The organism is Inquilinus sp. OTU3971, assembly GCF_038440215.1.
This window is the reverse complement of sequence record NZ_JASATH010000063.1, coordinates 22,659-37,581: the sequence shown is the minus strand read 5'-3', so window position 1 is coordinate 37,581 and position 14,923 is coordinate 22,659. Positions and strand designations below refer to the sequence as shown.

Sequence of the window (14,923 nt, the reverse complement as noted above, 5' to 3'; positions counted from 1 at the left end):
AAGAAAAAGGCCCGGCTTGCGCCGGGCCTCGATCGTTTCGTCGTCGTCGGGCCGATCAGCCCTCGGCGCCCTCGGCCTCGGCCACGGCGGCCTTCAACTCGGCGTCGCGCACCTTGTCGGCGGCACCCTTGGCGTCGCGGTCGCGCTCGACCAGCTCGATCACGGCCATCGGGGCGGCGTCGCCGTAGCGGAAGCCGGCCTTGAGCACGCGGGAATAGCCGCCACTGCGGGTCTTGTAGCGCTCGGCGATCACCGAGAACAGCTTGGTCACCACCTCGTCGTCGCGCAGCTGGGCATAGGCCAGGCGGCGATTGGCGAGGCCGCCCTTCTTGCCGAGCGTGATCAGCTTCTCGACGATCGGGCGCAGATCCTTCGCCTTCGGCAGGGTGGTCTTGATCTGCTCATGGGTGATCAGGGCCGCCGCCATGTTGGCGAACATCGCCTTGCGGTGGCTGCTGGTGCGGCTGAAACGACGTCCGGTCACTCCGTGACGCATGGCGATATCTCCTCATGGCTTGGCCCCCGCGGGGGTCCGATGGCGGAACCCGCCGCCTGCCCTCGGCGAGGACAGAACGGCAGGGTAAAACCTCGATCAGCCGAAGATCGGGCAGCCGATCAGAACGGCTCTTCGAGCTTCTTGGCGAGATCCTCGATGTTCTCCGGCGGCCAGTTCGGGATCTCCATGCCGAGATGGAGGCCCATGGTCGAGAGAACTTCCTTGATCTCGTTCAGCGACTTGCGGCCGAAGTTCGGGGTGCGGAGCATCTCCGCCTCGGTCTTCTGCACGAGGTCGCCGATATAGACGATGTTGTCGTTCTTCAGGCAGTTGGCCGAGCGCACCGACAGCTCGAGCTCGTCGACCTTCCGCAGCAGGTTGCGGTTGAACGGCATGTCCTCCGAGGTCTCCTCGCGGTGGTCGCGCGACGGCTCCTCGAAGTTGATGAACAGCTGCAGCTGGTCCTGCAGGATGCGGGCCGCCAGCGCCACCGAATCCTCCGGCGTCACGGCGCCATTGGTCTCGATCGTCAGCGACAGCTTGTCGTAGTCGGTGACCTGGCCGACGCGGGTGTTCTCGACCTTGTACGAGACCTTGCGGATCGGGCTATACAGGGCGTCGACCGGGATCAGGCCGATCGGCGCATCCTCGGGCCGGTTCATGCTGGCCGGGACGTAGCCCTTGCCGGAATTGACCGTGAACTCCATCGCCAGCTTGGCGCCGTCGTCGAGGGTGCACAGCACCAACTCGGGGTCCATGATCTCGATGTCCGGCCCGGTGACGATGTCGCCGGCCTTGACCACCTTCGGCCCCTCGACATTGAGCCGCATCTTCTTCGGGCCCTCGGCGTGCATGCGCAGCGACAGCGCCTTGACGTTGAGGACGATGTCGGTGACGTCCTCGCGGACGCCCGGGATCGACGAGAATTCGTGCAGCACGCCGTCGATATGGATCGCGGTGACCGCGGCGCCCTGCAGCGAGGACAGCAGCACGCGGCGGACGGCGTTGCCGAGGGTCAGGCCGAAGCCGCGCTCGAGCGGGTCGGCGACGAGAGTTGCCTTGCGCTGCGAATCGTCGCCCGGCTGGACGTCGAGAGCGTTGGGCTTGATCAGTTCCTGCCAGTTGCGCTGAAGCACTGTCATATCATCCTGTTCTGCCACGAGAGGCCGGATACGGCCGAAAATGCCGACGGGGGCCGAAGCCCCCTCCGATCCCATGCGTGGACCCTGTGGCCAGTGGTCCTATCCCGGATCGGCCGGCTGAAACCGCGCTAAGGACACCGGCCCGCCGGCCGCGCGCCCCGGCGAACCGGGGGTTGCAGCCGGCGGGCCGGACAGCCCTTAGACGCGACGCTTCTTGCGCGGACGGACGCCGTTGTGCGGGATCGGCGTGACGTCGCGGATCGAGGTGATCTGGAAACCGACCGACTGCAGGGCGCGCAGGGCGCTCTCACGGCCGGAGCCGGGGCCCTTCACGTTGATCTCGAGCACGCGCATGCCGTGCTCCTGCGCCTTGCGGCCGGCATCCTCGGCGGCCATCTGGGCGGCATAGGGCGTCGACTTGCGGCTGCCCTTGAAGCCCATGCCACCGGCCGACGACCAGGCAATGGCGTTGCCCTGCGCGTCGGTGATGGTGATCACCGTGTTGTTGAAGGACGAGTTCACGTGGGCGACGCCCGAGGTGATGTTCTTGCGCTCGCGACGACGCAGACGGGCGTTCGCGGCGGCAGCTGCTGGCTTGGCCATGGTTCGCTCGCCTTCCGATTACTTCTTCTTGCCCGCGATGGGCCGCGCCGGGCCCTTGCGGGTACGGGCATTGGTGTGGGTGCGCTGGCCGCGGACCGGCAGGCCCTTGCGGTGACGCAGGCCACGGTAGCAGCCGAGATCCATCAGCCGCTTGATGTTCATCGCCGTCTCGCGGCGCAGATCGCCTTCGACCGTGAAGTCGGCGTCGATCGCCTCGCGGATGCGCAGGATCTCGTCTTCGGTCAGCTCATTGACGCGCCGGTCGGCCGGGATGCCGAGCCTGTCGATGATGCTCTGGGACGCGTGACGGCCGATCCCATGGATGTAGGTCAGCGCGATCAGGACGCGCTTCTGGGTCGGAATATTGACGCCGGCAATACGTGCCACGTCGCTCTCCTTGCGGTTGCCACCTTCGGCGTCGCCGCTGCCCTGCCCCACCGGGGCCTGGCCTGCAACGCCGGGTCTGCTGGTTCATGTCTGTCCGCGGGCCGGAGCGGCCGCGCGAACGCCTTAAGCTTCGGGGCCCTCAGGCTCCGAAGCGCGCGGAGTATAGTGATCGCCGGAACAGAGTCAACCGCCGGGATTCGCGTGACCGAATCCGCCGGCCGGGACGACAGCGGGCAAACCATAACCGGGACCGATCCGGCTTGTCACCTGCGCAATTGTGATCATTTCCTTGAGCACGGCCAATGTGCCGGCCGGATGCCCGCGGGAGACGGATGATGCAGAATCTGCCGGTCCTTCGCGCCCTCGCCGCCAATTGGGGCGCCGTCGCGTTGCGCGGCGTCCTGGCCATCCTGTTCGGGGTCCTGGCCTGGCTGTGGCCGGGCATGACCCTGGCCATGCTGATCATCCTCTACGCCGCCTATGCGCTGGTCGACGGGGTAATGGGCATCGTCGTCGGCATCCGGGGCCGGAACTGGGGCTATGCCCTGCTCGGTCTTGTCGGGGTCGCTGCCGGGATCGTCGCCGCGGTCTGGCCGCTGCTGACCGCGATCGTCCTCGTATACATCATCGCCATCTGGGCGATCGTGATCGGGGTGATGGAGATCGTCACCGCCATCCGCCTGCGCAACGAGATCGAAGGCGAATGGCTGCTGGCCCTGACCGGCGCGCTGTGGGTGCTGTTGGGCGCGTACGCCCTGTTCTTCCCCGGCGCCGGAGCGCTGTCCCTGGTCTGGCTGATCGGCACCTGGGCCATCGTCATCGGGGTGCTGCAGCTGACCTTGGCCTTCCGCTTGCGCCGCCTGGCCCGGCACCACGGCGGCACCGCCCCGGCGGCGTGACGCCGCGCCGGCCGCGTGCCACCCTGCCCGCATCGGAATCGCAGGGAGCACGCTCATGCCATCGGGGCTGATCGAATACGACGAGGCGTCGCCGGAGGTCCGGGCCGTCTATGACGACATCATGGCCACCCGCCGGATCGACAGGATCAACAACTTCTGGAAGGCGCTGGCGGCGCATCCGCCGACGCTGAAGCGGACCTGGGAGAGCCTGAAGGAGGTGATGGCGCCCGGCGCGCTCGACCCGCTGGTGAAGGAGATGGTCTATCTCGCCGTCAGCGCCACCAATGGCTGCGGCTACTGCATCGCGTCGCACAGCGTGGCGGCGCGCAAGGCCGGTATGACCGACGAGATGCTGGGCGAGCTCCTGGCCGTGGTCGGCATGGCGAACGAGACCAACCGGCTGGCCAACGGCCTGCAGGTGCCGATCGACGAGGCGTTCCGCCGGCCGGAGTGACGGCCTGCCATCCCTCTCACGAACCATCCACCCCACATACGGAGAGATCATTGCCCCCATACGCCGGCATCGCGACCTTCCTCAACGCCCCGCACCGCACCCGGCCGGAGGGCGGCCGCCCCGCCGCGGCGGTGCTGGGCCTGCCCTTCGATTTCGGCACCACCAACCGGCCCGGCTCGCGCTTCGGCCCCGGCGCCATCCGGGCGGCGAGCCGGACGCTGACCGGCGACGACCATCCCGACCTGGAACTGAGCCCGGAGCAGCGGCTGGATCTCTACGACGCCGGGGACGCCGCGCCGATCACCGCCGACATCGCCGGCAGCCTGGAGGCGATCCGCGCCGCGGCCGCGGACCAGATCGGCGCCGGCGCCCGCCTGCTGGCCTTCGGCGGTGACCATACCGTCACCCTGCCGCTGCTGGAGGCGACCGCAGCCAGGCACGGCCCGCTGGCGCTGATGCAGTTCGACGCCCATGTCGACACCTGGGCCGGCACGCCCACGGCGCCGATCTATCACGGCTCCTGGCTGCGCCATGCGATCGCGCGCGGCCTGGTCGACCCGCGGGCCACGGTGCAGGTCGGGCTGCACAGCCCTGTCGACCGCGCCACCGCGGCCTGGACCCGGGACCAGGGCGTCACCGGCCTGCCCGCCGAGAGCGTTCATCTCGACGGCATCGAGCGGACGGTCGATCGGATCCGCGCCGTGCTCGGCGACCGCCCGGCCTATCTGACCTTCGACATCGACGGCATCGATCCCGGCCTGGCGCCCGGAGTCGCCTGCCCGGAGGCCGGCGGCCTGTTCCCGTGGCAGGCGCTGGCGATGCTGCGCCGGCTCGGCGACGTCGCCTGGGTCGGGGCGGACGTGGTCGAGACCTGCCCGCCCTACGACCAGGGCGACGTCACCGCCGTGCTGGCCGCCACCATCGGCTGGACCTGGCTGTGCCTGCTGGCGGCGCGGGAGCCAGCCTGAGCCTCGTCAATCGAGCACGGCGTAGCCGCGTCGGATCATGCAGTTCCGCACCACGTTCTGGGTGCTGTTGGCGGCGGAGGCGCCGCCGCCGACAGCGCCGCTGAGGCCGCCGACCCCGGCGCCGATCGCGGCGCCGCGCCCGGCATTGCCGGTGAAGGCGCCGATGATCGCACCGCCCGCCGCGCCGACACCGGCGCCGAGCAGCGCCCCGCCGACGGTACGGCCGCCGGCATCGACCTGCTTGGCCAGCTGCTGGCACTGAGCGACATCGTATTCGTAGTTGCGCCCGCCGGCGACCGAGGTCGCGGGGTCGATGATCGGCCGCACCTGTTCGGCGCAGCCGGCGAGGCCCAGAGCCACGACGGCGAAAACGGCTGCCCTGTTCAAGCCCATATCATTCTCCCTCGATCCGCCGGAAAACGGCGCTTCGACAATATCATAACCAAATGAGACCATTTTCGGCCAAGGACCACGTGCCCCGGCACCGTCCGCAAACCACAACATAACCGTAACATCCGGCTTGTAGGGTCCCCGCATCGCACCATCGCAGCCGGCGAGGCCCCGCATGACCAGTTCCGTGCTCGACACCAGGCCGACAGGAGGGCTCAGCCGCCTGACGCCCCTGGCCGTCATCGCCCTGCTCATCTTCGGCGTCATCTATGCCGGCTGGAACCTCGCCAACGACCTCGGCGACGTGCATTCGCCGAGCCTGCTGCCCTTCATCCTGCTCGGCATCGCCCTGCTGATCGCGCTAGGCTTCGAGTTCGTCAACGGCTTCCACGACACCGCCAACGCGGTGGCGACGGTGATCTACACCAACTCGCTGCCGCCCACGGTGGCGGTGGTGTGGTCCGGCTTCTGGAACTTCATGGGCGTCCTGACCTCCACCGGCCTGGTCGCCTTCGGCATCATCTCGCTGCTGCCGGTCGAGCTGATCCTGCAGGTCGGCAGCAATGCCGGCTTCGCCATGGTGTTCGCCCTGCTGATCGCCGCGATCATCTGGAATGTCGGCACCTGGTATTTCGGCCTGCCCTCCTCCTCCTCGCACACGCTGATCGGCTCGATCATCGGCGTCGGCCTGATGAACCAGCTGATGGCCATCCCCGGCACCGGCACCAGCGGCGTGGACTGGTCGCAGGCGCTGGGCATCGGCAAGTCGCTGCTGCTGTCGCCGCTGGTCGGCTTCGCCGCCGCGGCGCTGCTGCTGCTGGCCGCCAAGGCGCTGATCAGGCGGCCGGAACTGTACCGCGCGCCGGAGGGCAACAAGCCGCCGCCGCTGTGGATCCGCGGCCTGCTGGTGCTGACCTGCACCGGCGTCAGCTTCGCCCATGGCTCGAATGACGGCCAGAAAGGCATGGGGCTGATCATGCTGATCCTGATCGGCACCGTGCCCACCGCCTATGCCCTGAACCGGGCGATGCCGGAAGCCCAGATCACCGCCTTCGAGCAGTCGTCGCAGCAGGCCGCCGGGGTGCTGGCGCACTATGCCGGCACCACCGCGGCGCCCGCCGATCCGCGCGCGGCGGTGACCGCCTATGTCCGCGACCGGGCTCTGTCGCCCGAGACGGTGCCGGCGCTGGTCGCCCTGACCCAGGAGATCGACCGCAGCGTCGCCGGCCGCAGCTCGCTGGCCGCGGTGCCGAACGAGCAGGTCGGCAACATCCGCAACGACATGTACCTCGCCTCCGAGGCGCTGAAGCTGATGGCGAAGGCCAATTCGCCGGCCTTCAGCGCCGATGACGGCAAGGTGCTGACCGCGTATCGCGGCTACCTGGACCAGGCCACCAAGTTCATCCCCGACTGGGTCAAGGTGGCGGTCGCCATCGCGCTGGGCCTCGGCACCATGGTCGGCTGGAAGCGCATCGTCGTCACCGTCGGCGAGAAGATCGGCAAGGAGCACCTGACCTACGCCCAGGGCGGCTCGGCCGAGCTGGTGGCGATGGCGACGATCGGCGCCGCCGACATGTACGGCCTGCCGGTCAGCACCACCCATGTGCTGTCCTCCGGCGTCGCCGGCACCATGGCGGCCAATCGCTCCGGGCTGCAATGGAGCACGATCCGCAACCTGCTGATGGCCTGGGTGCTGACCCTGCCGGTCTCGATCGCCCTGGCCGCCGCGCTCTACTGGCTGCTGCGGCACCTGTTCTGATCCGGGCCTTGGACGCGGTGCGAGCAGCGCCTGTCAGCTTCCATTTCGGCGACGCCGTCGCTGCCGCCTACCGCTTCGACCCCGAGTCCGGCGCCTGCCGCCAGACCGGGGTCGATCCCTTGCCGGAGGCGGGCGAGGGCTGGGTCTGGCTGCATCTGAAGCTGACCGACACCCGCGCCCGGCACTGGCTGGGCCACCATGGCATCCTGCCGCCGGCGGTGGCGCAATGGCTGCTGGACGGGCCCGACCGGGTGCAGGTGCAGCGGCTGGACGGCTGGCTGGTCGGGGCGGCCAACGGGCTGCACCACGACTTCGCCTTCGAGCCGGACCAGATCAGCCGCCTGCGCTTCTGCCTGGGGCCGCATCTGCTGGTCACCGGCCGGCGCCATCCGCTGCGCGTCGTCGATGAGGTCTGCCGCAGCCTGGCCGCCGGCAGCGCGCCGGAGACCGCGCTGGGCATGCTGGCCCTGATCGCCGGGCACCTGGCGGCGGAGGCCGAGGCGACGGTCGAGAAGCTGATGGACGAGGTCGACGGCATCGAGGACCGGGTGCTGGACGACCGCTCGACCAGCCGCACGGTCGAGGACCGCCAGGCGCTCGGCCGCATCCGCCGCCGCGCCGCGACCCTGCGACGCCATCTGCTGCCCGAGGGCACCGTGGTCGCCGCCGGCCTGGACGACCTGCCGGGCTGGGCCGACCCCGCCGGCCGCGCCGGGCTGGCCACCGCCGCCGAGCGCTTCCGCCGCGCCGCCCGCGGCGTGGACGAGGTGATCGACCGGGCCCGCCTGCTGCAGGAAGAGATCGCGGCGCAGCGGGCCGAGGCGATGAACCGCAGCCTGCTGGTGCTGGCGATTCTGACCGCGGTCTTCCTGCCGATGACGCTGATCACCGGCATCTTCGGCATGAATGTCGCCGGCCTGCCGGGGCTGGAGACCCCCGCCGCCTTCCCGTGGGTGATGCTGCTGATCCTGGCCGCCGGCGTGGCGACGCTGGTGTTGATGTTCTGGCGCCGGATGTTCTGAGGCTATTCCGCCGCGGTGCAGCCGCCGATCGCCGGCAGGTTGCGCAGCAGGAGGCGCACCAGCTCCGACTGCCGGTTGGTGCGGGTCTTGATGAAGATCTTCTTGAGATGGTTGCGGATGGTCTCGTAGCTGACGTCGAGACGGGTCGCGATCTCCTTCAGCGACAGGCCTGCCGCCAGCTCGCCGGCGATCCGCGCCTCGGTCAAGGTCAGGCCGTACAGCCGCCGCAGCTCCGGTTGCGACAGATGGTTCGCCGGCGTCGGCGCGGCGATGAAGATCGCCGCCTTGGGCGCGGTCAGGCTGAGCAGCGGCCGGTTCTGGCTGACCGGCGCGACCAGGACCGCGAGCTGGTCGCCGCCCGTCGGGTCCGACAGGGTCAGCCCGCCGCCCGGCTCCATCCGTGGATCGTCGAGGACGATCGAGGCCGCGGCGATCAGCTGGCGCAGCTTCGTGGTCTCGTTCGGCTGCGAGGCGCAGAGCAGGCCGCGCTGGTCGATCCGCAACGCGGTGCCGGCCCGCAACATCGCCTCGGCCGCGCGGTTGGAGAAAGAGACCCGGCCGGTCGGGTCGGTCAGGATCACGCCGATCGACAGGCGGTCGAGGCCGGTCTCGAGCGCGTCGCGCTGGGTGACGACGTCGCCGAGCCGCTGATGGATCTGGGCGGCGCGGGCGAAATGCGGCAGCAGCCGGCGCATCATCTCCGCCAGCCGCGCGGTCTCCTCCTCCGTGATCGGATCGGCATGCAGCACGCTGACATGGGCCGAGACGCCGCCGCGGCGCATGAAGGTGCCGCCGATGCCGGACAGCAGCTGCTGTGGCCGCAGCCAGTCGGAGAAGAACTCGGTCCGCTCAAGATTGGTGCGCGGCACCAGCGTGTCGCTGATCGTGACCTCGCCGACGGCGCGGTTCAAGACCCGCTCGCTCCACGGATTCAGCCGCCAGAAATGCTGGCCGTAGCTGTCGAGGAAGGCCTGGTCCCAGCGGCTGGTCGCGGCCAGCGACTCGAAGGCCGTGGTCTCGGCGGTGTCGGATTCGTGCAGCAGGTAGAGGCTGGCGTGGCCGTCGGCGAACAGGCCGGCAAGATCGTTGAGAACAGAATCCCACAGGCCATGGTCGAGCGCCGCGTCGTAGATTCTCGCGATCAGGTCCGGGAGATCATCCGCCATCTCGGGAACGATCCTCGACTGGACACGGAAGGAATCGGCCTTGTGTCGCGGCACCTCGCTGGCCGAACCAGCGTATCGAGGAACATAGTCCATTTGGGTCAGGTTGCCACCCTCAATTTGCAGATAGGACCGGAATGGGTTTTCAGTCATTCTCCGGATGTTTCAAGCGTACGAAGATTACAGACACCCACGAAGATTGATACAATTTTCGTTCAATCTGAGGCATTTCGTTAAAAAATCAAAAGGCCGAGCGGCTCGTCCGGGGAGGTTCAACCGAGGGCGATGTGCAGACCGACGGCATTCGGGACAGGCCACACCCCTTCGGTGTGGCCTGTCTTGCGTCCAGGGTCCGTCTTTCCTATTCCGGCACCGTCACCGAGAACCTGATGCCCGAATACCAGGCGGCCAGATCGGCGATGTCCTGGTCGCTCAGCGGCTTGGCGATGACCGACATCTGCGGATCGGTGCGCTCGCCGCTGCGGAACGCCTTCAGCTGCTTCTCGAGATAGATCGGGCTCTCGCCGGCGATGTTCGGCACGTTCGGCATCCGGGCCAGGCCGTTCAGCCCGTGACAGGCCGTGCATTGCCGGGCCTTGGCCCGGCCGGCGGCGCTGTCGCCGGCCGCCCAGGCCGCGTCGGGCGCCGCCGACCCGGCAACCGCCAGCAGGACCAGCCCCGCCTGTATCCGCTTGAGCATGACCCTGCCTCCCTTCGGTTTCCGCTCAGCCTTCATGCCAGATCCGGTAGATCGCCCCGGCGAAGTCGTCGGAGACCAGCAGCGAACCGTCCGGCAACTGGGCGATGTCGACCGGCCGGCCGAAATACTCGCCGGTGTCGGCCAGCCAGCCATCGGCGAACACCTCGGTCTGCCCGGCGCTGCCGTCCGGCTTGACCGGGGTGAACATGACCCGGGCGCCGACCGGCGTGGTGCGGTTCCAGGAGCCGTGCTGTGCCGAGAACACGCCGCCGCGATACTGCTCCGGGAAGGACTTGCCGGTGTAGAACATCATGCCGAGATCGGCGGCATGCGCATCCATCTCCACCACCGGCGGCACCGCGTCGGCCGGCGGCTCGCTGTCCTTGTACTCCGTGGTGCGGACGGTGCCGCCGCCATACCAGGGGAAGCCGAAATGCTGGCCGGCCGCGGTGATGCGGTTCAGCTCGCCCGGTGGGATGTCGTCGCCCATGCCGTCGACCTGGTTGTCGGTGAACCACAGATCGCCATTGGCCGGGTTGAAATCCATGCCCACGGAGTTGCGGATGCCACGGGCGAACACCTCGCGTCCGGTGCCGTCGCGCGCCATGCGGATGATGCCGCCGATGCCGACCTCGCCGTACAGCGCCGCCTTCTCCGGCGGCGGCACGTTGAAGGGCTGGCCGAGCGAGACATAGAGCTTGTTGTCCGGGCCGATCCGGCAGACCCGGGCGCCGTGGTTGAAGGATTCCTCGGCGGCCGGGATCAGCGTCTCCGCCACCACGCCGATCGCCGTGTCCGGGCCTTCGTAGAAGAACTCGGCGGCCGGGAACACCAGCAGGCGGTTGTGCTCGACCACATGCAGGAAGCCGTCCTTGGAGAAGCAGACCCCGTTCGGCACCTTGAGGTCGACCGATGGCGCGAACACCTTGACCTCGTCCGCCACCCGGTCCTTGTTGCGGTCGGTCACTGCCCAGACCTGGGTCTTGCGCGTGCCGACGAACACCATGCCGGTGCTGGGCCCGACCGCCATGTGCCTCGCGTCCGGCACCACGGCATAGAGCCCGATCTTGAAGCCCGGCGGCAGCTTCACCTGCTGCAGGTTGGTCCGGATCTGGTCGGCATAGTCGCCGCCCTGCGGCACCGTCTCCAGCTGCAGCGGCGCGCCGGTGACCTTCATGTCCTGCAGCTTCTTGATGTTGCTGGACTGGCCGAAGGCGGCACCCGAGACGGCGACCACGACACTCGCCAGCAGAACTGCACGAATCCCTTTCATGGCGTCTCCCCCTTCATGTGTCGGGCGATGCTGCCGAAATGGAATTTCTGTTTATGCCGGAGATTCGCCCGACGATTGCGCAGCCTCAGGGTAGTTCGGCTTTCCGTTGCCGAGAAGACCTGACACGTCAGACGGCGAAGAAAGCGATGCCGGCCGCACCGGCGGCCAGCATCGCGACGGTCGCCGGCAGGATGCGCAGCGCCATCGCCCGGCCGCCCAGGACGACGGCGAGCCCGGCCTTGACCAGGGTGTTCACCCCGGCCGCGATCAGCACCACCGTGGCGCCGACCGTGATGTCGAGCCCGCCCTGGACCAGCCGTGCCGCGGACAGGGTGATCGCATCGACATCGGCCAGGCCGGAGACGGCGGCGAGCATATAGAGGCCGGCGACGCCGAGAGCGTCGTCCAGCAGCTTCGACAGCAGCAGCACGGCCACGATCAGCGCCACGATCTTCAGCGCCGACCACAACTCCAGCGGGTTGCCGAGCGGGAACGCCTCGCTGGTCTTGTCGGAGCCCGCCCGCCATAGCCACAGGCCGCAGCCGATCGCCACGACCGCAGCGCCGGCGAGCGACGCCGCCAGCGCCAGGAACAGCGGCGGGTGCAGGACCAGGACCAGCACGCCGATGCGGATCGCCATCACCGCCCAGGCGGCGACGATGCCGGCCGCCAGCGCCGGCGCCGCCTGCGGCGCGGCCTGCGCCTGGCGGGCGAAGACCAGGGTCAGCGCAGTGGAGGAGACCAGCCCGCCGAGCAGACCGGTCAGCAGGGTTCCGACCCGGGCGCCGGCGATGCGCACCGCGGCATAGCCGGCGAAGGACAGGCCGGCGACCAGCACCACCAGCCACCAGATCTTGGCCGGGTTGATCGCCTCCCAGGGGTCGAGCGTCCGGTCCGGCAGCAGCGGCGGCACCACCACGGCGATCAGCAGGAACTGCAGCGCCGCCGCGGTCTCGGCCGGGGTGAAGCGCTCCAGCCAGCCGTGCAGCCGGGCCTTCTCGCGCAGCAGCAGGGCCACGACCACGGCGCCGCCGATTCCGGTGAGGTCGCGCCCCGTCCCGGCGGCGGCGCCGAGCAGCGCCGTCACCAGCATCGCGACCTCGGTGGTCAGGCCCAGGCTGCCCTCCTGCTCGCGCAGATAGCCGGCCAGCATGTAGGCCCCGATCCCCGCCAGGAACAGCAGCAGCGGGCCCGGCCCGAGATCCGGCGCCAGGACCGCGGCGACGCCGGCGCCGAAGCCGGTGATGGCGAAGGTGCGCAGGCCGGCGGCCCGGCGCCCTTCCGGCCGGTCCCGGTCGGCCCAGCCGCGCTCCAGCCCGATGATCAGCCCGACGGCGAGGGCGGCGCCGAGGCGGAGGGCCGAAGACGTCTCATCCATCCGCACTCTCCCCTGCGCCGCCGATCCGGCGACCATAGCCGAAAGGCCGGATACCGCGAACCGAAGGATGCGCACCGGCACCGCCGGAAGAATTCGAACGGACGGCCGGCCGCAACCAGGAACCCAATCCTCAATCGGCTCAAGAACTCATACTTTGTTACAGTATGAATCCGGATGATTTACATCCAATGATATGTTCCCATCTAAAATCAATAATATTGAGCTGGGAGAGAAGCGCCATGTCCAAATTGTTTGCTCTGTCCTTGAGCATAGCAGTGCTCGGGGCGGTATGGGCGTTCCTGGCCTTGGGCCCGCTCAGCGGTTTCGTGCTGGTCTGGGCCGGATTCATCGCCTGGGGATGCTTCTTCCACTCGGGCGCCGATGAGAAGGCGCTGAGCCGGACGATCGCCGGCAATGTCTATGGCGCCGTCATCGCCTGGATCGCGCTGCTGATCATCGTCAACGTTCCGGTCGCGGCGCTCGGCACGGCCTGGCCGGCCATCGTCGTCGGCGTCACCGTCTTCTTCCTGGTGATCGTCGCCTCGGTCAACCTGCTGTCGGTGGTCCCGGCCAATGTCTACGGCTATGCCGCGACCGTGGCCTATTCGCTGCATCAGGGCGCCGACGCCGCCGGCGTCGGGCCGCTGCAGCGCCTGACCACGGCCAGCATCGGCAACCCGCTGATCCTGCTGATCGTCTCGATGGTGATCGGGGCGCTGTTCGGCTACGCCTCGGCCAAGCTGGCCGGCACGCTGGCCAAGGCCGAGGCCCCGGCCTAGCCGCTCGGTTCGCCGGCATCGCGCGCGGCGATGCCGGCGGAGCGGATCAGCCCAGCTTCTGCTTCAGGAGCTCGTTCAGCATCGCCGGGTTGGCCTTGCCGCCCGAGGCCTTCATCACCTGGCCGACGAAGAAGCCGAACAGCTTGTCCTTGCCCGAGCGGTATTCGGCCACCTTGTCGGCCTGCGCCGCCATCACCTGGTCGATCACCGCCTCGATCGCGCCGGTGTCGGTGACCTGCTTCAGCCCCTTGGCCTCGACGATGGCGCCGGCGTCCTGGCCGGTCTCCATCATCTCGGCGAAGACGTCCTTGGCGATCCGGCCGGAGATGGTGTTGTCGGCGATCAGGTCGACCAGGCCGCCCAGCTGCTCGGCCGAGACCGGGCTGTCCTCGATTTCCTTGCCGGCCTTGGCCAGGCCGCCGAACAGCTCGTTGATCACCCAGTTGGCTGCCAGCTTCGGGTCGCGCCCCTTGGCCGCGCGCTCGTAGAAGAACGCCTTGGCCTGTTCCGCCACCAGCACCCCGGCATCATAGGCCGACAGGCCGTATTCGCTGATGAAGCGGGCCTTCTTCTCGTCCGGCAGCTCCGGCAGGGTGGCGGCGATCCGCTCGACGAAGCCGTCCTCCAGCACCAGCGGCAGCAGGTCCGGGTCGGGGAAGTAGCGGTAGTCATGCGCATCCTCCTTGGTGCGCAGCGACCGCGTCTCGCCCTTGTTCGGGTCCCACAGCCGGGTCTCCTGGTGGATCGACCCGCCGCCCTCGATGATCTCGACCTGGCGCCGCGCCTCGAACTCGATCGCCGACATGACGTGGCGGATCGAATTGACGTTCTTGACCTCGCAGCGCGTGCCGAAGGCGGGGTCGCCGACCTTGCGCACCGACACGTTGACGTCGCAGCGCATGGAGCCTTCCTCCATGTTGCCGTCGCAGGTGCCGAGATAGCGCAGGATCGAGCGCAGCTTGCGCAGATAGGCCGAGGCGTCGTCCGGGCTGCGCAGGTCCGGCTCCGACACGATCTCCATCAGCGCCACGCCGGACCGGTTCAGGTCGACGAAGGTCTCGCGCGGCGACTGATCGTGCAGGCTCTTGCCTGCGTCCTGCTCCAGGTGCAGCCGGGTGATGCCGACGGTGCGGGCCGACCCGTCCGGCAGGTCCAGCACGATCTCGCCGGTGCCGACGATCGGGTCCTTGTACTGGCTGATCTGGTAGCCCTGCGGCAGGTCGGCATAGAAGTAGTTCTTGCGGTCGAACACCGAGCGGCGGTTGATCTGCGCCTTGAGGCCGAGGCCGGTCCTCACCGCCTGCTCGACGCAATAATCGTTGATCACCGGCAGCATGCCGGGCATGGCGGCGTCGACCAGGCTGACCTGGCTGTTCGGGGCCGCGCCGAAATCGGCCGCGGCGCCGGAGAACAGCTTGGCCTTGGAGATGACCTGGGCATGGACCTCGAGCCCGATCACCGTCTCCCAGGTGCCCGTCTCGCCCTCGATCGTGTACATGGAACCGCTCGC

At 68.8% G+C, this 14,923-nt stretch carries 16 protein-coding genes; 6 read left to right on the top strand and 10 right to left on the bottom strand.

What is annotated here, in order from left to right:
* Positions 1-55: 55 nt before the first annotated feature.
* The 4 genes from rplQ to rpsM all read right to left on the bottom strand — a co-directional run bounded on the left by rplQ (position 56) and on the right by rpsM (position 2,628).
* Positions 56-496 (bottom strand): 50S ribosomal protein L17, encoded by a 441-nt coding sequence (rplQ, locus tag AAHM41_RS17450; RefSeq protein ID WP_342237837.1) that lies wholly within the window; start codon positions 494-496, stop codon positions 56-58.
* Positions 497-615: 119 nt separating this feature from the next.
* Entirely contained in the window at positions 616-1,632 is a 1,017-nt protein-coding gene (locus AAHM41_RS17445; protein WP_446719458.1) for a DNA-directed RNA polymerase subunit alpha, read from the bottom strand.
* Between the two features lie 204 nt (positions 1,633-1,836).
* A complete protein-coding gene (gene rpsK / locus AAHM41_RS17440; RefSeq protein WP_088152866.1) occupies positions 1,837-2,241 on the bottom strand; it encodes a 30S ribosomal protein S11 in 405 nt (134 codons plus the stop codon).
* Between the two features lie 18 nt (positions 2,242-2,259).
* Positions 2,260-2,628 carry a 30S ribosomal protein S13 gene (gene rpsM, locus AAHM41_RS17435; RefSeq protein WP_342237835.1) on the bottom strand — a complete coding sequence of 123 codons (369 nt, stop codon included), beginning with the start codon at positions 2,626-2,628 and terminating at the stop codon, positions 2,260-2,262.
* Between the two features lie 335 nt (positions 2,629-2,963).
* Here rpsM and AAHM41_RS17430 point away from each other — a divergent pair, with 335 nt between their 5' ends.
* The 3 genes from AAHM41_RS17430 to AAHM41_RS17420 are packed head-to-tail and all read left to right on the top strand — an operon-like array spanning position 2,964 to position 4,949.
* The gene (locus AAHM41_RS17430; RefSeq protein ID WP_342237834.1) at positions 2,964-3,527 is read left to right on the top strand and encodes an HdeD family acid-resistance protein; all 564 of its coding nucleotides are present in this window, start codon (positions 2,964-2,966) and stop codon (positions 3,525-3,527) included.
* A gap of 55 nt (positions 3,528-3,582) precedes the next feature.
* Positions 3,583-3,981, top strand: a complete 399-nt coding sequence (locus AAHM41_RS17425; RefSeq protein ID WP_342237833.1) for a carboxymuconolactone decarboxylase family protein — start codon at positions 3,583-3,585, stop codon at positions 3,979-3,981.
* A 50-nt stretch (positions 3,982-4,031) separates the two neighbouring features.
* A complete protein-coding gene (locus AAHM41_RS17420; RefSeq protein WP_342237832.1) occupies positions 4,032-4,949 on the top strand; it encodes an arginase family protein in 918 nt (305 codons plus the stop codon).
* 6 nt (positions 4,950-4,955) lie between these two features.
* Here the strand turns inward: AAHM41_RS17420 and AAHM41_RS17415 are convergent, their stop codons facing one another.
* The gene (locus AAHM41_RS17415; protein ID WP_342237831.1) at positions 4,956-5,342 is read right to left on the bottom strand and encodes a YMGG-like glycine zipper-containing protein; all 387 of its coding nucleotides are present in this window, start codon (positions 5,340-5,342) and stop codon (positions 4,956-4,958) included.
* A gap of 172 nt (positions 5,343-5,514) precedes the next feature.
* Here AAHM41_RS17415 and AAHM41_RS17410 point away from each other — a divergent pair, with 172 nt between their 5' ends.
* Positions 5,515-7,098, top strand: a complete 1,584-nt coding sequence (locus AAHM41_RS17410; protein ID WP_342237830.1) for an inorganic phosphate transporter — start codon at positions 5,515-5,517, stop codon at positions 7,096-7,098.
* Positions 7,099-7,115: 17 nt separating this feature from the next.
* Positions 7,116-8,120 carry a CorA family divalent cation transporter gene (locus AAHM41_RS17405; RefSeq protein WP_342237829.1) on the top strand — a complete coding sequence of 335 codons (1,005 nt, stop codon included), beginning with the start codon at positions 7,116-7,118 and terminating at the stop codon, positions 8,118-8,120.
* Between the two features lie 2 nt (positions 8,121-8,122).
* Here the strand turns inward: AAHM41_RS17405 and AAHM41_RS17400 are convergent, their stop codons facing one another.
* The 4 genes from AAHM41_RS17400 to AAHM41_RS17385 all read right to left on the bottom strand — a co-directional run bounded on the left by AAHM41_RS17400 (position 8,123) and on the right by AAHM41_RS17385 (position 12,634).
* Complete coding sequence (locus tag AAHM41_RS17400) at positions 8,123-9,286, bottom strand: helix-turn-helix transcriptional regulator (RefSeq protein WP_342237828.1); 1,164 nt, start codon at positions 9,284-9,286, stop codon at positions 8,123-8,125.
* A 358-nt stretch (positions 9,287-9,644) separates the two neighbouring features.
* Entirely contained in the window at positions 9,645-9,983 is a 339-nt protein-coding gene (locus AAHM41_RS17395) for a c-type cytochrome (RefSeq protein ID WP_342237827.1), read from the bottom strand.
* A gap of 25 nt (positions 9,984-10,008) precedes the next feature.
* Positions 10,009-11,256, bottom strand: a complete 1,248-nt coding sequence (locus tag AAHM41_RS17390; protein WP_342237826.1) for a PQQ-dependent sugar dehydrogenase — start codon at positions 11,254-11,256, stop codon at positions 10,009-10,011.
* Between the two features lie 127 nt (positions 11,257-11,383).
* A complete protein-coding gene (locus AAHM41_RS17385) occupies positions 11,384-12,634 on the bottom strand; it encodes an MgtC/SapB family protein (protein ID WP_342237825.1) in 1,251 nt (416 codons plus the stop codon).
* 239 nt (positions 12,635-12,873) lie between these two features.
* Here AAHM41_RS17385 and AAHM41_RS17380 point away from each other — a divergent pair, with 239 nt between their 5' ends.
* On the top strand, positions 12,874-13,413 hold the full coding sequence (locus tag AAHM41_RS17380; protein ID WP_342237824.1) for a DUF1097 domain-containing protein: 540 nt from the start codon (positions 12,874-12,876) through the stop codon (positions 13,411-13,413).
* Between the two features lie 46 nt (positions 13,414-13,459).
* Here the strand turns inward: AAHM41_RS17380 and gatB are convergent, their stop codons facing one another.
* Entirely contained in the window at positions 13,460-14,911 is a 1,452-nt protein-coding gene (gene gatB / locus AAHM41_RS17375) for an Asp-tRNA(Asn)/Glu-tRNA(Gln) amidotransferase subunit GatB (RefSeq protein WP_342237823.1), read from the bottom strand.
* Between the last annotated feature and the right edge of the window lie 12 nt (positions 14,912-14,923).

What these genes read in the sequence shown, in the direction of transcription:
- AAHM41_RS17425 (WP_342237833.1), top strand. Translation starts at nt 3,583, where the DNA reads ATGCCATCGGGGCTGATCGAATACGACGAGGCGTCGCCGGAGGTCCGG.
- AAHM41_RS17430 (WP_342237834.1), top strand. Translation starts at nt 2,964, where the DNA reads ATGCAGAATCTGCCGGTCCTTCGCGCCCTCGCCGCCAATTGGGGCGCC.
- rplQ (WP_342237837.1), bottom strand. Translation starts at nt 496, where the DNA reads ATGCGTCACGGAGTGACCGGACGTCGTTTCAGCCGCACCAGCAGCCAC.
- AAHM41_RS17395 (WP_342237827.1), bottom strand. Translation starts at nt 9,983, where the DNA reads ATGCTCAAGCGGATACAGGCGGGGCTGGTCCTGCTGGCGGTTGCCGGG.
- gatB (WP_342237823.1), bottom strand. Translation starts at nt 14,911, where the DNA reads ATGTACACGATCGAGGGCGAGACGGGCACCTGGGAGACGGTGATCGGG.
- AAHM41_RS17380 (WP_342237824.1), top strand. Translation starts at nt 12,874, where the DNA reads ATGTCCAAATTGTTTGCTCTGTCCTTGAGCATAGCAGTGCTCGGGGCG.
- rpsK (WP_088152866.1), bottom strand. Translation starts at nt 2,241, where the DNA reads ATGGCCAAGCCAGCAGCTGCCGCCGCGAACGCCCGTCTGCGTCGTCGC.
- AAHM41_RS17385 (WP_342237825.1), bottom strand. Translation starts at nt 12,634, where the DNA reads ATGGATGAGACGTCTTCGGCCCTCCGCCTCGGCGCCGCCCTCGCCGTC.
- AAHM41_RS17390 (WP_342237826.1), bottom strand. Translation starts at nt 11,256, where the DNA reads ATGAAAGGGATTCGTGCAGTTCTGCTGGCGAGTGTCGTGGTCGCCGTC.
- AAHM41_RS17415 (WP_342237831.1), bottom strand. Translation starts at nt 5,342, where the DNA reads ATGGGCTTGAACAGGGCAGCCGTTTTCGCCGTCGTGGCTCTGGGCCTC.
- AAHM41_RS17400 (WP_342237828.1), bottom strand. Translation starts at nt 9,286, where the DNA reads ATGGCGGATGATCTCCCGGACCTGATCGCGAGAATCTACGACGCGGCG.
- AAHM41_RS17410 (WP_342237830.1), top strand. Translation starts at nt 5,515, where the DNA reads ATGACCAGTTCCGTGCTCGACACCAGGCCGACAGGAGGGCTCAGCCGC.